The organism is Enterobacter vonholyi, assembly GCF_040834095.1.
Lineage (GTDB): Bacteria > Pseudomonadota > Gammaproteobacteria > Enterobacterales > Enterobacteriaceae > Enterobacter > Enterobacter vonholyi.
In genome coordinates this window covers 247,099-262,004 of the sequence record NZ_CP162152.1, presented here as the reverse complement: position 1 = coordinate 262,004, position 14,906 = coordinate 247,099, and the positions used below count along the sequence as shown (strand labels likewise).

The 14,906-nt window shown below is 56.8% G+C and carries 11 protein-coding genes and 1 pseudogene; 4 read left to right on the top strand and 8 right to left on the bottom strand.

Annotation, left to right across the window (positions count from 1 at the left end; all coding sequences use genetic code 11):
• Window positions 1–242 precede the first annotated feature (242 nt).
• A complete protein-coding gene (gene lysC, locus AB3N39_RS01190) occupies window positions 243–1,592 on the top strand; it encodes a lysine-sensitive aspartokinase 3 (protein WP_033144379.1) in 1,350 nt (449 codons plus the stop codon).
• Between the two features lie 41 nt (window positions 1,593–1,633).
• Here the strand turns inward: lysC and AB3N39_RS01185 are convergent, their stop codons facing one another.
• From AB3N39_RS01185 to AB3N39_RS01175, 3 genes are read right to left on the bottom strand one after another with little or no spacing between them, the layout of a single operon-like run.
• The gene (locus AB3N39_RS01185) at window positions 1,634–2,422 is read right to left on the bottom strand and encodes a nucleotidyltransferase domain-containing protein (RefSeq protein WP_115876950.1); all 789 of its coding nucleotides are present in this window, start codon (window positions 2,420–2,422) and stop codon (window positions 1,634–1,636) included.
• Window positions 2,423–2,426: 4 nt separating this feature from the next.
• Window positions 2,427–3,653 (bottom strand): RtcB family protein, encoded by a 1,227-nt coding sequence (locus AB3N39_RS01180; RefSeq protein ID WP_143344518.1) that lies wholly within the window; start codon window positions 3,651–3,653, stop codon window positions 2,427–2,429.
• A 4-nt stretch (window positions 3,654–3,657) separates the two neighbouring features.
• On the bottom strand, window positions 3,658–4,785 hold the full coding sequence (locus AB3N39_RS01175; RefSeq protein ID WP_133293567.1) for a slipin family protein: 1,128 nt from the start codon (window positions 4,783–4,785) through the stop codon (window positions 3,658–3,660).
• 440 nt (window positions 4,786–5,225) lie between these two features.
• Here AB3N39_RS01175 and rtcR point away from each other — a divergent pair, with 440 nt between their 5' ends.
• The 3 genes from rtcR to AB3N39_RS01160 all read left to right on the top strand — a co-directional run bounded on the left by rtcR (window position 5,226) and on the right by AB3N39_RS01160 (window position 8,173).
• A complete protein-coding gene (gene rtcR, locus AB3N39_RS01170) occupies window positions 5,226–6,800 on the top strand; it encodes an RNA repair transcriptional activator RtcR (protein ID WP_143344517.1) in 1,575 nt (524 codons plus the stop codon).
• Between the two features lie 105 nt (window positions 6,801–6,905).
• Entirely contained in the window at window positions 6,906–7,850 is a 945-nt protein-coding gene (gene panS, locus AB3N39_RS01165; protein WP_143344516.1) for a ketopantoate/pantoate/pantothenate transporter PanS, read from the top strand.
• Between the two features lie 50 nt (window positions 7,851–7,900).
• A complete protein-coding gene (locus AB3N39_RS01160) occupies window positions 7,901–8,173 on the top strand; it encodes a DUF3811 domain-containing protein (RefSeq protein ID WP_023309994.1) in 273 nt (90 codons plus the stop codon).
• On the opposite strand, the gene rluF is transcribed toward AB3N39_RS01160, so the two are convergent.
• From rluF to metH, 5 genes and pseudogenes are all read right to left on the bottom strand, one after another.
• A complete protein-coding gene (gene rluF / locus AB3N39_RS01155; protein WP_111965811.1) occupies window positions 8,174–9,046 on the bottom strand; it encodes a 23S rRNA pseudouridine(2604) synthase RluF in 873 nt (290 codons plus the stop codon). It lies immediately after the preceding gene.
• A gap of 54 nt (window positions 9,047–9,100) precedes the next feature.
• A pseudogene (locus AB3N39_RS01150) lies at window positions 9,101–9,202 on the bottom strand (taxon MazF); the annotation flags it as partial.
• Between the two features lie 11 nt (window positions 9,203–9,213).
• Window positions 9,214–9,417 carry a type II toxin-antitoxin system CcdA family antitoxin gene (locus AB3N39_RS01145; RefSeq protein WP_127729223.1) on the bottom strand — a complete coding sequence of 68 codons (204 nt, stop codon included), beginning with the start codon at window positions 9,415–9,417 and terminating at the stop codon, window positions 9,214–9,216.
• A gap of 49 nt (window positions 9,418–9,466) precedes the next feature.
• Window positions 9,467–11,098 carry a Na/Pi cotransporter family protein gene (locus AB3N39_RS01140; protein ID WP_111965810.1) on the bottom strand — a complete coding sequence of 544 codons (1,632 nt, stop codon included), beginning with the start codon at window positions 11,096–11,098 and terminating at the stop codon, window positions 9,467–9,469.
• A gap of 116 nt (window positions 11,099–11,214) precedes the next feature.
• Window positions 11,215–14,898, bottom strand: a complete 3,684-nt coding sequence (gene metH / locus AB3N39_RS01135) for a methionine synthase (RefSeq protein ID WP_367897012.1) — start codon at window positions 14,896–14,898, stop codon at window positions 11,215–11,217.
• Window positions 14,899–14,906 lie beyond the last annotated feature (8 nt).

Sequence of the window (14,906 nt, the reverse complement as noted above, 5' to 3'; positions counted from 1 at the left end):
TGCTGAAGCGCCCTCCCGGAGCGGAGAAATGTCGGTCAAAATGCCCTAAAACGGAGCATAAAATCTGGCCCTGTTATAAGTCCTGTTTCTCAGGGGTACCCCCCCATAAAAAATCCGCATAATCCCAGCATTGACAGGACCTCCCCCGCATTTTATTTATAGGGCCGTATTTTGCGCCTGCACCTGTTTTCGTTTCACTCTTGTGCCAAGGTCGCTTATTCATTCCCTGACACGAGGTTGTTATGACGAGTTTTGTGGTCGCCAAGTTTGGCGGCACCAGTGTGGCCGATTACGATGCCATGAACCGCAGCGCCGATGTGGTGCTGGCCGATCCGAATACCCGCCTGGTGGTGCTGTCTGCATCAGCCGGCGTGACGAACCTGCTGGTTTCTCTGTCTGAAGGACTGGAAGCGACAGAACGTTTCGTGAAGCTGGATGCACTGCGCAAAATTCAGTTCGACATTCTTGAACGTCTGCAGAACCCTAACGTCATCCGCGAGGAAGTGGAACGTCTGCTGGAAAATATCACCACCCTGGCAGAAGCGGCTTCTCTGGCAACCTCCACCGCCCTGACCGACGAGCTGGTCAGCCACGGTGAGCTGATGTCCACCCTGCTGTTTGTTGAAATCATGCGCGAGCGTAACGTTCAGGCGCAGTGGTTTGACGTGCGTAAAGTGATGCGCACCAGCGACCGCTTTGGCCGCGCCGAGCCAGACGTTGAAGCACTGGCCGAGCTGACCAATCAGCAGTTGGCCCCGCGTCTGGCAGACGGCATCGTGATCACCCAGGGCTTTATCGGCAGTGAAGCGAAGGGCCGCACCACCACGCTTGGCCGTGGCGGCAGCGACTACACCGCCGCGCTGCTGGGCGAGGCCCTGCATGCCACGCGCGTGGATATCTGGACTGACGTTCCGGGTATTTACACCACCGACCCGCGCGTCGTTTCTGCGGCGAAACGTATTGATGTGATCGCGTTTGAAGAAGCGGCGGAAATGGCCACCTTCGGCGCGAAAGTGCTGCACCCGGCCACGCTGCTGCCAGCCGTACGCAGCGATATTCCGGTCTTTGTCGGCTCCAGTAAAGATCCGAAAGCGGGCGGGACGCTGGTCTGCAAGAAAACGGAAAACCCGCCGCTGTTCCGCGCCCTGGCCCTGCGCCGTCGCCAGACGCTGGTCACCCTGCACAGCCACAATATGCTGCACTCCCGCGGTTTCCTGGCGGAAGTGTTTGGCATTCTGGCACGCCACAACATCTCCGTGGATCTGATCACCACCTCGGAAGTGAGCATTGCGCTGACGCTGGACACCACCGGTTCAACCTCAACGGGTGACACCCTGCTGACGCAGTCGCTGCTGATTGAGCTGTCTGAGCTGTGCCGCGTGGAAGTGGAAGAAGACCTGGCGCTGGTTGCCATCATTGGCAACAAGCTGTCGCGCGCCTGCGGCGTGGGCAAAGAGGTATTTGGCGTGCTCGACCCGTTCAACATCCGCATGATTTGCTACGGTGCGTCCAGCTATAACCTCTGCTTCCTGGTGCCAGCCGATCAGGCCGAGCAGGTCGTGCAGAAACTTCATCAGAATTTGTTTGAATAAGCGCAAGAGTGGCCCGGGCGTTTTCACTACCGGGCCATTCTTTAGCTTTTCATTACTGTTCTCATCAGCAGCGAATCCAGATCTTTTAAATTTCCTTCTCTGCTGTCGGGTAGTACCGGCGGCACTTCTCCTCTCACCAGCTCACTTTGCAAAAAAGCGTGGAGTAAGGGCCGTTTAGGACCATATTCCGCTTCACCTGCGCGCTGTTTTATTTCCAGCAATGCATCGATTTCCGCACGTAACGGCGCACACAGTTCGCTCCCGGCAAGCAGTTCGGCAAAACGCATCGGTGGAACGCCTTTCCCCGCTTCTACCCACCGCGCCGCCAGCAAAGGTCGCAGAACATAAAAGTACTTTTTCAGCCGAACCGTTTCCCCCTGTAAATATCCACGGAAGTTTTTTCGGGCCATTGAGTAATAATGCCAGCGGGCGCGCAATGGCGAAAACCACGCAGGTATCAGCGCACGCAACTCGGCCACTACCGTCTCATCCTCCTGATAAACAACAGGGGAATCCAGCCACTCGATAAGCGTCGGGTTTGCCCCCTTCAGCAGGCCCAGTGCCTTGCGCCATTCCCAGCCACAAACGTCCAGTTCATCATCTATCGGCAGCTCGATCACATCCCGCTGGGATTCGACGCGCAGATACCATTCTGGGTGGTGAACGTACAAAAACCGCACATCATAATCGCTATCCGGTGAGGCAAATCCCCATCCCCGGCTGCCCGATTCACAGGCGTAGAGCACGCGCACGTTATAGCGCTGCTCTATATCGCGAAGTTGCGCGCAGACACGTGCGCGCATCGCGCTATCAACATCGTTGTTGCTCATTTTTTTATCCTTTTACACACACTACCTGACGCAGGGTGTGAACGATCTCCACCAGCGACGATTGCGCGGCCATCACGGCGTCAATGTCTTTATAGGCCATCGGCGTTTCATCGATCACCTCATTGTCTTTGCGACACTCTACGTGAGAGGTCGCCTGAATATGGTCGCTAAGGGTATAGCGTTTTTTTGCCGCCGTTCGGCTCATCACTCGCCCGGCGCCGTGGCTGCAGGAACAGAAGCTTTGCTCGTTGCCGAGGCCACGCACGATGAAGCTCTTTGCGCCCATTGAGCCCGGAATAATCCCCATCTGCCCTTTCTGCGCCGACACCGCACCTTTGCGCGTGATCAGTACCTCTTCCCCAAAGTGATGCTCTTTCTGCACATAGTTGTGATGGCAGTTAACCGCCTCCTGCTGCGTAATAAAGGGCTTTGTCACTTCGCGAGAGAGCGCCGCCAGCACGCGCGACATCATCACTTCCCGATTGTGGCGGGCAAAATCCTGCGCCCACTCCACCGCCTCAATGTAGTCCTCATAGTGACGACTCCCCTCCTGAAAATAGGCCAGATTTTTATCCGGCAGATGTCCCAGGTGATGCTGCATATCCTGCTGTGCCAGGGCGATAAACAAATTACCGATGGCGTTTCCTACGCCGCGCGAGCCGCTGTGCAACATCACCCAGACGCGCTGCTGCTCATCGAGGCAAATTTCAATAAAGTGGTTTCCGGTACCCAGCGTGCCCAGATGCTGGTAGTTGTTGGTTTTCCGCAACTGCGGGTATTTATCCGTGAGTTGTTTAAAACGTGGGGCCAACACCAACCAGCGATCGTCCACTTCTTTCGGTGGCGTTTCCCACGCGCCTTTATCCCGTCGAGAACGCGTATTGGTTCTCCCATGCGGTACTGCCTGTTCAATGGCGCTACGTAAACCGCTGAGATTATCCGGCAAATCACCGGCCACCAGCGACGTGCGAACGGCAATCATCCCGCAGCCAATATCCACGCCAACCGCCGCAGGAATAATTGCCCCTTTGGTCGGAATCACGCTGCCGATGGTTGAGCCTTTACCGAGATGAACGTCGGGCATCACCGCAAGGTGTTTGAAAATAAACGGCATCTTTGCAGTATTCAGTAACTGCGCCTGTGCCTCTGGCTCCACGGGAACGCCGTGAGTCCACATTTTGATCGGGGCGCCGTTTGACGCCGTCAGTAATTCAAAATCATTCTGTTGCATTGCGTTATCCTTTCAGGTTAACAAGGCCGTGTAATACCTGGTCCAGGCCACCAAATACTGAAATTTTGTCGATACGCTCCGCGACCCTTTCCAGGGTTTCCAGCTCTTTTAAACGCAGCGCCACCGGGTTGTTCTCCATCACCTTTGCGGTGTTTAACAGCGATCGTGTCGCCGCCGTTTCTTCACGTCGGCGAATAACATTCGCCTGGGCCGATTTTTCGGCCTCTACCAGACGGGATAAAATTGTTTTCATATCACCAGGTAAAACAATATCTTTTACCCCAAGCGACGCAATTTCCATTCCAAAGGATGACAGGCGGCCTTGCACCTGTTTGCTGACCACCTCATCAATGATCTGCTTATCTTCCAGTAACTCATCGAGCGTGCGGGTGCCGACCGCCTCACGCAGTGCGAACTGGAGTTCGCGGTACAAATGTTCCAGCGGTTTCGTAAGCTGTCCGCAGGCCTGCAGCACGTCGCTGTAGCGCCAGTTAGCCGCCAGGTTCAGGCGCAGGTTAACTTTGTCCTTCGTCAGGATCTCCTGCCCGCTCACTTCCACCACCTGAAGGCGCGTATCCACTACCTCTGCCTCAACCAGATGGTTAATTTTCCAGTAAGCCGTCAGTCCCGGCGGTAACAGTGCCTGAATTTCTCCGTCGATTTTCACCACCCCGACGTGCCAGGCAGGTACCTGTACGACCAGCATCGCGTCGCGCCCCTTTAGCGCACCATTACGACGCGGTTGCAGAGCAGCATTCATCACGTCCACCGGCACCCGCACGTCGCGGGTATCGATTCTTTGCAGGCTCAACGCCGCATCCTGCTGCCAGTACAGACGACGAGTCGAAGGCGGCACAATTTCCTGCAATACGCCGTTGTTCGATAACACCCCGATTTCATCTGCAGTAAGGTCAACCGCCAGGCAGTAACGTACCACCCAGTCAGGCTGAAAGCGGCGCAGATAATCCGCCAGCGCACCCGGCACCTCGCTGCCATCCTGGCTCACCACCAGCACGTCGTCAGTATTGAACCAACCCAGACGGTGTTCACCCGCCTCCAGTACCCGGTAATAATCGCCAGCTTTTGCTACCAGTCCTAACTGACCTTTTTTTATCGTGATTTTTTTAGCCATTTTATATTCCTTAAAGTCAGGCGCGGGTGCAGGCACGAAATCACAGGGGAATGCCTTTTCGCCTGCGATCCGGCGCCATTACCGGCGACCTTCATTGGGATTACTGACTGCGCAATACCCGTTTTTACTTTGATGTTTACAACCAGTTTTCATTGGGAGAATGAATCGGGAATCGAACCCTTCTATCTGTCATTGGTTGACGGAACGCCCCCGGAAAACAGCCTTGCCGTTCCTGGTGCGCCGACGGGGCCTTAACCCCAGTGTGCTCAACGTCGTGACGTTATCTTTATTGCCAGAAGCGTGCCAAAAACAAAAATCGCTGTTTTATTTTTTTATTTTATTGATAATTAATGATTTTTATTTATCGCGCTTTTCATGCATTGCCGTTCGGCTCAACATTTCTTATCCTGCTATATCGACAATTATCTTTCTGGATAAACATGAAGAAGCGGAAGGTGGTGATCGGGGTGCTTGGCACCGTGATGGATAAACGGGGAAAGCGGGCTAATCGCTTTCGCAAATGGCGACCGACCGTCGGGCTGTGCCAACAGCCGGATTTCCCGGTCGACAGGCTGGAGCTGCTACATCAACCGCGAGATCTCGGCATGGCTCAGCAACTGGCGGAAGATATTGTGCTGGTTTCCCCCCACACCGAGGTGCGTCCCAGCACGGTAATCATTGAAGACCCGTGGGATTTCGAAGAGGTTTATGCCGCGTTTCTCGATTTCGCCACCCAGTACACTTTTGATACCGATCGCGAAGAGTATTTCGTCCACATCACCACCGGCACGCATGTGGCGCAGATCTGCTGGTTCCTGCTGACGGAAGCCCGCTATCTTCCCGCCAGCCTTTTGCAGACTGGCCCTGCCAGAAAAGAAGCCTCTGCTGAGGAGACTGCAGCCGGAACTTACTCAATTATCGACCTGGATTTAAGCCGCTACACGACCCTTACCAACCGTTTTCAGCGCGAGCAGCAGCAGTCAATCTCATTTCTGAAAGCGGGTATTGAGACGCGAAATGCCACCTTTAACAGTCTGATCGACAAGATTGAACGCGTGGCGCTACGTTCAACAGCCCCGATCCTGCTGACCGGCCCCACCGGCGCGGGCAAGTCGTTCCTCGCGAACCGCATTTATCAGCTTAAGCAGTCACGCCATCAGGTTTCCGGCAAACTGGTTTCCGTCAACTGCGCGACCCTGCGCGGTGATAACGCCATGTCCACGCTGTTCGGCCATGTGAAAGGGGCCTTTACCGGCGCACTGTCGGCGCGCAGCGGCCTGCTGCGTGAAGCCGATGGCGGTGTCCTTTTCCTCGACGAGATTGCCGAACTAGGCCTGGATGAACAGGCGATGCTGCTCAAAGCCATTGAAGAGAAAACTTTTTTCCCGTTTGGCTCCGATAAAGAAGTTCACAGCGATTTTCAACTTATCGCCGGAACCCACCGTGATATGCGCCAGTGGGTGGCAGAAGGACGTTTTCGTGAAGATCTCTATGCCCGTATTAATATGTGGAGCTTTGCATTACCCGGCCTTGCCCAACGGAAAGAAGACATCACGCCGAATGTTGACTACGAACTTCAACGTTTCTCTCGCGCAAGCCAGACGCAAATCCGCTTCGATAAAGAGGCACGCGAAGGCTATCTGGCCTTTGCCTGTTCCAGCAGAGCGCTGTGGCGGGGCAACTTTCGCGAACTGAGCGCCAGCGTCGCACGCATGGCGACGCTGGCGGAACGAGGGCGTATTACTCAGGATCTGGTGCTGGAGGAGATCTCACGTCTTCAGACCGACTGGCAAACTGACGTGACGCAGCCTGCAACTGACATGGAGATTGACCTCTTTGACCAGCGGCAACTGGAAACGGTGCTGGAGGTATGTCGCCGCAGCGCATCGTTGTCTGAAGCCGGACGTGAGCTGTTTGCCGTTTCACGGCTCAAAAAAGCCAATCCTAACGACGCCGACCGACTGCGTAAATATCTGGCTCGCTTTAGTCTGAGCTGGGAAAGCATCCGGTCATAATTCATTTGAATATTACTTCCTTACGCGATAAACAATAACTATAGCCGGGCTCGATCCCGGCTTTTTATAACAAACACACGCAACATTCATCGCAAGGAAATCATTATGTTATCCGCTATTACGCGGCTGTTCCCGTTATGGGCGCTGCTGCTCTCCGTACTCGCGTATTACACGCCCACCACGTTCACCGGTATTGGTCCGTGGGTCGCCACGCTGCTGATGCTGATCATGTTCGGTATGGGTGTGCATCTGAAAGTAGACGATTTTAAGCGCGTGCTGTCTCGCCCTGCGCCCGTCGCGGCAGGGATATTTCTGCACTACCTGGTGATGCCGCTCGCGGCGTGGCTGCTGGCGATGGCTTTTAAGATGCCGCCCGATCTCTCCGCCGGGATGGTGCTGGTGGGCAGCGTGGCCAGCGGCACGGCGTCCAACGTCATGATCTATCTGGCGAAAGGCGACGTGGCGCTCTCCGTCACTATCTCGTCCGTCTCCACGCTGGTGGGCGTGATTGCCACGCCGCTGTTAACCCGCCTGTACGTGGATGCGCATATTCAGGTGGACGTGATGGGGATGCTGCTGAGCATTCTGCAAATCGTGGTGATCCCGATTGCGCTTGGGCTGGTCATTCACCACCTGTTCCCTCGCGTGGTGAAGGCCGTTGAGCCGTATCTGCCCGCGTTTTCGATGATCTGCATTCTGGCCATCATCAGCGCCGTGGTGGCGGGCTCCGCCTCGCACATTGCTTCCGTAGGCTTTGTGGTGATCGTCGCGGTTGTGCTGCATAACACCATCGGCCTGCTGGGCGGCTACTGGGGCGGGAAACTGTTTGGCTTCGACGAATCGACCTGCCGCACGCTGGCAATCGAGGTAGGGATGCAGAACTCCGGCCTGGCGGCGGCGCTCGGTAAAATCTACTTCTCGCCGCTGGCGGCCCTGCCGGGTGCGCTGTTCTCCGTCTGGCACAATCTCTCCGGCTCTCTGCTGGCGGGCTACTGGTCCGGCAAACCGATTGATGAACAAACGAAAAAAGATGCGGTGAAGCAGGGTTAATTTACGCTGCTTGCTTTACACTGAAGCCTCCACATCAGGAGGCTTCAGCAATGGCTACACCACGTTTGACCCAGAAAGACATGACGGAAGCCGAGCAGCGCGAGCTGAAAACGCTTCTCGACCGCGCTCGTATCGCACATGGCCGCACGCTGACGAACGCCGAAACCAATCAGGTGAAAAAAGAGTACATCGATAAGCTGATGGCGCAACGTGACGCCGCGGCGAAAAAGGCCCGCAAGCTGAAAAAAGAGCAGGCTTATAAACCTGATGCAGAAGCGACCTTTTCCTGGTCCGCCACCACATCAACCCGTGGAAGGCGCTAATCAGCGCCCTTTCTTTTTACGCCCCGGCTGGGTAAAGCGTTTTCCGTTGCCCGGCTTGCCTCGCCCTTTCTCTTCCGCCTGCGGCGCCTTCACGACCGGGCGCTTAATCGCCTGAGCTTTCGGTTTTGCTTTGGCCTTCGGCTTCGCTTCGGACGAGGAGTTCTCGATAAGCTTGAACAGCTCGATCAGCTCGTCGTCCGTTAAGTCGCGCCACTCACCCAGCGGGATGCCGGACAGGCTAACGTTCATGATGCGCGTGCGCTCCAGCTTCGTCACTTCATAACCGAAGTACTCGCACATGCGGCGGATCTGGCGGTTTAAGCCCTGCACCAGGGTAATGCGGAACGCGAACGGCGCTTCTTTCTTCACCTTACACTTTTTCGTGACGGTACCGAGGATCGGCACACCGGCGCCCATGCCGCGAATAAAGTCGTCCGTGACCGGCTTATTCACCGTCACAATGTACTCTTTTTCGTGATCGTTACCGGCACGCAGGATCTTGTTGACCAGATCGCCGTGGTTGGTGAGGAAAATCAGCCCCTGAGAGTCTTTATCCAGACGGCCGATCGGGAAGATACGGCTGCTGTGGTTCACGAAATCAACGATGTTGTCCCGCTCGCCGTCTTCCGTGGTGCTGACAATCCCAACCGGTTTGTTCAACGCGATAAACACCAGGTCTTCAGCATCACGCGGTTCGATGACCTGACCATTCACTTTAACCACATCGCCAGGGACCACCTGGTCGCCGATGGTGGCGCGTTTGCCGTTAAGAAACACGTTACCTTGTTCAATGTAACGGTCAGCCTCGCGACGTGAGCAGATTCCGCTCTCGCTAATGTATTTGTTTAATCGGGTTGATTGAGTTGGCAGCATAGTTTCTCCTGTGAAGGGCGAAATATACCTTACCTTGCGGCTGACAAAAAAGTGTTAGTAACCGTTGATCAAAAAATCGAGTGCATCCCGCAATGAAGCACTGTTTTGCGTAAGATCGGCGACACGCTCGCCTAACTCTTTTGGCGATATGCCTGCCTATTGATCCATCAGAATGACCTCTGAAAGTCACTAAAGGAGCCGTTTTCATCAACCCACTGGTTAATGGCCTCGATAGAAACTTTATTTTCTGCTAACCACTCTGCGCGCTGATGCGCACGAAACTGCTCCTGCAGTGCAGCCATGAGTAGTGCGCATGAGCCCCCCATCGGAATGCGCATGAATTGGCGAAGTGTAGTGTGTAAATGGCGCATGATAAGGTGTCACGCCTCGCAAAAAAGTTTTGCGAGGCGCTTTCAGAGATTAATACTCATCCCGCTCGTCATCTTCATCCGGCTGTTCCATCACGCTGTAGGCCACCGCGCAGAACAACGAGTTGAGACGCTTCATATCCCCCAGCAGCCCCAGATGAAGCGAGCTGGTTTCGATGCTCTGCACGTTCTGCTGGTGAAGACGCTCAACGTGGGCGTGCGAATAGCGGCGGTTCAGGATACGGAAACGATGCTTGTTGCGGCGCAGGCGGCGCGCGCTCGGCACGTCGCTGGAAAAGAAGACCAGCATCGCCAGCTTGAGGTTGCTGACCAGCTGTTCGTGCAGCGCTTCAAGCTCTTTTAAGCCTTCAACGGAGAACGCCCGGCGTGCGGCCAGCGATTTATCGGCTATCTCGCTGCCCATGCGCTCAACAATATCGGAGGCCTGCTCAAGGTTAAGCGACATCTCAATGATTTCCGCCCAGCGGCGGGACTCCTCTTCCGCCAGTTCGTCCTGCGGCATGCGCGCCAGGTAAAGCTTAATGGCGGTATAGAGCACGTTGATATCGTCCGCCAGTCTGCGCAGCTCTTTCTCCTCTCGCGGCTCGCCGTGCATCACCTTTTGCAGGCCTTCGAGCATGGTTTCCATCGCGTCGCCCATGCGCAGCGTCTCGCGCGCGGCATTCGCCAGCGCCAGTGCCGGGGTATCCAGCGCGGACGTATCCAGGTGCTTCGGCTTCAGGCGCGCATCCAGCTCCGGTTCGTCCTGAATGAGACGTTCGCAGAAGCGGGCCATCGGCCCGGCAAAAGGCACCATCGCCAGGCAGCGCACCAGGTTATAAAACACGTGGAAGTAGATCACCAGCTCCGCCTTCGGCAGCGGGAGGTTGTCCATCAGGTTCGCCAGCGGATGGATAAAGGGCAGGATAATCAGGCTGCCCACCAGCTTAAACAGCAGGCTACCGAGCGCCACGCGGCGGGCGGCAGCGTTGGCCGCGCTGTTATTGAGCATCGCCAGCAGGCCAGAGCCGAGGTTGGCACCTATCACCAGACACAGCGCCACCGGGAAGGAGATCGCCCCGGCGGCAGTAAGCGTGGCCGTCAGCAGCACGGCGGCCAGGCTGGAGTAGCTGACGATGGCAAACACCGCGCCAATCAGCGCGTCGAGCATAATGTCCCCGGTTAGGGAAGCGAAGATGACCTGAACGCCGTTGGCCTCGGTAATAGGGGTGACCGCCTGCACAATCAGCTCCAGCGCCAGCAGAATCAGCCCCAGGCCAATGCCCACGCGTCCAAGCTGGCCGGCCCGCGTCTGTTTGCGGCCGAGGAAGAAGATGACGCCGACAAAAATCAGCAGCGGCGACAGCCAGGAGAGATCGAAGGTCAGGATACGCGCCATCAGCGCGGTCCCCACGTCGGCCCCCAGCACAATGACCAGCGCCGGAGCCAGCGCCACCAGATCCTGCGCCACAAAGGAGGTGACAAGCAGGGTTGTGGCGTTACTGCTCTGCACCAGTGCCGTTACGCCAATACCCGCGCAGAAGGCGAGCGGCTTCTTCTCAACGCTGCTGCTGAGAACGGTACGCAAGCGCGCGCCAAAGACGCGCATCACGCCGGTACGAACGATATGGGTGCCCCATACGAGCAGTGCGACTGCAGAAAGCAGGTGTAACAAGGTCAGCACGAAAGGTTTTCCTCCTTATCGTTATTCGTTTTCCATAGGTTCAGTATAAGGGTTTAAGCGTAAGAAAGAGACAAGGCACCCTTGAGGTGCCCTGTTTGTTGTAAGGAAAAGTGACGTTAGTCTGCGTCGTAGCCTAAATTGGGTGCCAGCCAGCGCTCGACTTCTGATACGCTCATGCCTTTGCGCAGGGCGTAATCTTCAATCTGATCGCGCTGCAGCTGCGCCACGGCAAAGTACTTGCTGTCCGGGTGGCTGAAGTACCAGCCGGAGACGGACGCACCCGGCCACATGGCGAACGACTCGGTGAGCTTCATTCCGGTATGGGCTTCGACGTCCAGCAGTTGCCAGATAGTGCCCTTTTCGGTGTGTTCCGGACAGGCCGGATATCCCGGTGCCGGACGAATACCCTGGTAGTTTTCGCGGATCAGCTCCTCGTTGCTGAGGTTTTCATTCGCCGCGTAGCCCCAGTGCACCTTGCGCACGCGCTCGTGCAGGTACTCGGCGAAGGCTTCTGCCAGGCGGTCGGCTATCGCTTTCACCATGATTTTATTGTAATCGTCGTGCTGCGCTTCGTACGCGTCCGCCAGCGCATCTTCTTCCAGACCGCCGGTTACCGCAAAGGCGCCGATATAGTCGGCTTTTCCGCTCAGCTTCGGCGCGACAAAATCGGCCAGGCAGTAGTTGGCAAAGCCCACTTTCTCGGTTTGCTGACGCAGATGGCGGCTGACCGCCAGCACGTGGGTGCGGGTTTCATCGCGATAAATTTCGATGTCGTCTCCCACGCGGTTGGCCGGGAACAGCCCCACCACGCCGCGCGGATTGAGGGTTTTCTCAGCACTCAGCGTGTCGAGCATATCGTTGGCATCTTTAAACAGGCGTTTCGCTTCTTCACCTACGACCTCATCTTCCAGGATGCGCGGATATTTGCCCGCCAGCGACCAGGTCATAAAGAACGGCGTCCAGTCGATGTAGTTGCGCAGCGTTTCTATGCTGGCGCTGACCTCCTGAACGCCCAGTCGATGCGCGACCGGCGGCGTATAGCTCGACCAGTCAAACGCCAGATCGTTATCGCGCGCCGCCTGGAGTGAAACTGGCGGGGTGCGCGGTTTCTTGCGCCCGTGCTGGATGCGAACGGTTTCGTACTCTTTGCGGGTGCGCTCAACAAACTCGTCGCGCTGGGCGTCAGAGAGCAGTGCGGAGACCACGCCCACCGTGCGCGAGGCGTTCTGAACGTAGACCGTCGGCCCGCTGTAGTTCTGCTCGATTTTCACCGCCGTGTGCGCTTTGGAGGTGGTCGCGCCGCCAATCAGCAGAGGAATGGTGAAGCCCTGGCGCTCCATCTCCTTCGCCACGTTAACCATTTCGTCCAGCGACGGGGTGATCAGCCCGGAGAGGCCAATCAGATCGGCGTTCACTTCGCGCGCGGTCTTGAGGATTTTATCCGCCGGGACCATCACGCCGAGGTCGATAATCTCGTAGTTATTACACTGCAGCACCACGCCGACAATGTTCTTGCCGATGTCGTGCACGTCGCCCTTGACGGTGGCAATGACCATTTTGCCATTGCTGGAGCCTTTCTCTTTGCTGGCCTCGATAAACGGCTCCAGGTACGCCACGGCCTGCTTCATCACGCGGGCAGATTTCACCACCTGCGGCAGGAACATTTTGCCCTCACCGAACAGATCGCCTACCACGTTCATGCCGTCCATCAGCGGCCCTTCGATCACCTCGATCGGGCGGGCTGACTGCTGACGCGCCTCTTCGGTATCCTGCTCGATAAACTCGGTGATGCCTTTTACCAGCGAATATTCCAGACGCTTTTTCACGTCCCAGGCGCGCCACTCGGCCTGCTGAACGTTGGCCGATTCATCCGATTTGCTGCCGCGGTATTTTTCCGCCAGGTCCAGCATGCGCTCGGTGGCGTCATCGCGACGGTTAAGGATCACGTCTTCAACCGCGTCGCGCAGCTCTGCGGGCAGGTCGTCGTAAATCGCCAGCTGGCCGGCGTTGACGATCCCCATGTCCATCCCGTTGCGGATGGCGTAGTAGAGGAACACGGCGTGGATCGCTTCGCGCACCGGGTCGTTACCGCGGAACGAGAACGACACGTTCGACACGCCGCCGGAGATCAGCGCATGCGGCAGCTCGCGTTTAATATCTTCACATGCCCCGATAAAGTCCTGAGCATAGTTATTATGCTCTTCGATACCGGTCGCCACGGCGAAGATGTTCGGGTCAAAGATGATGTCTTCCGGCGGGAAGCCCACCTCCTCGGTCAGAATTTTATATGCCCGGCGGCAAATCTCGATTTTACGCGCGCGGGTATCGGCCTGGCCCACTTCGTCAAAAGCCATCACCACCACGGCGGCACCGTAGCGGCGCACCATCTTCGCGTGGTGGATAAAGATATCCACGCCCTCTTTCATCGAGATAGAGTTGACGATGCCTTTTCCCTGAATGCACTTGAGCCCCTTCTCGATCACTTCCCATTTGGAGGAGTCGATCATGATCGGCACGCGGGCAATGTCCGGCTCACCGGCAATCAGGTTGAGGAAACGCACCATCGCCGCTTCGGCGTCGAGCATCCCCTCATCCATGTTGATATCAATAATCTGCGCGCCGTTTTCCACCTGCTGACGCGCGACGTCCAGCGCTTCGCTGTACTTCTCTTCTTTGATCAGGCGTTTGAACTTCGCGGAACCGGTAACGTTCGTACGCTCGCCCACGTTCACAAACAGGCTGTCTTCGCCGATGGTCAACGGCTCAAGGCCGGAGAGACGACAGGCAACCGGAAGCTCGGGCAGCTTGCGCGGCGGCAGCCCCGCCACGGCGTTGCTCATAGCAGCGATATGTTCAGGCGTGGTGCCGCAGCAGCCGCCGACGATGTTCAGAAACCCAGACTCGGCCCACTCGCGGATTTGCGCCGCCATGGTATCGGCATCAAGATCGTATTCGCCGAAGGCGTTCGGCAGACCGGCGTTCGGGTGGGCGGTGACGTAGCATTCCGCAATGCGCGAAAGCTCCTGCACGTACTGGCGCAGTTCATCCGGCCCCAGCGCGCAGTTCAGGCCGAAGGAGAGCGCGTCGGCGTGACGCAGGGAGTTATAAAACGCTTCGGTGGTCTGGCCGGACAGAGTGCGCCCGGAAGCGTCGGTGATGGTGCCGGAAATCATGATCGGCAGGTCAACGCCCAGCGCCTCAAACTCCTCTTTTACCGCGTAAATCGCGGCCTTGGCGTTGAGGGTGTCGAATACCGTTTCAATCAGGATCAGATCGGAACCGCCTTCCACCAGCGCTTTGGTCGATTCACGGTAGGCAGCAACCAGCTGGTCAAAGGTGATATTACGAAACGCCGGGTCGTTGACGTCCGGTGAAATCGACGCGGTGCGGTTGGTTGGGCCAAGCACCCCGGCAACGTAGCGAGGCTTGTCCGGCGTGCGGGCCGTCCACTCGTCGGCGCAGGCGCGCGCCAGCTTCGCGGCTTCCAGGTTGATTTCAGCCGACAGGGATTCCATCTGGTAATCCGCCATGGCGATGGTTGTCGAGTTAAAGGTGTTGGTTTCAACGATATCCGCACCCGCTTCGAAGTAGGCGTTGTGGATATCTTTAATCACGGACGGCTTGCTGAGCACCAGCAGGTCGTTGTTCCCTTTCAGGTCACATGGCCAGTCAGCGAAGCGTTCGCCGCGGAAATCATCTTCACTCAGACGATACCCCTGGATCATGGTGCCCATGCCGCCGTCCAGCACCAGAATTCGTTCATTTAACTGCGCACGCAGTTGCTCTACTTTGCTGCTCACACTTGCTC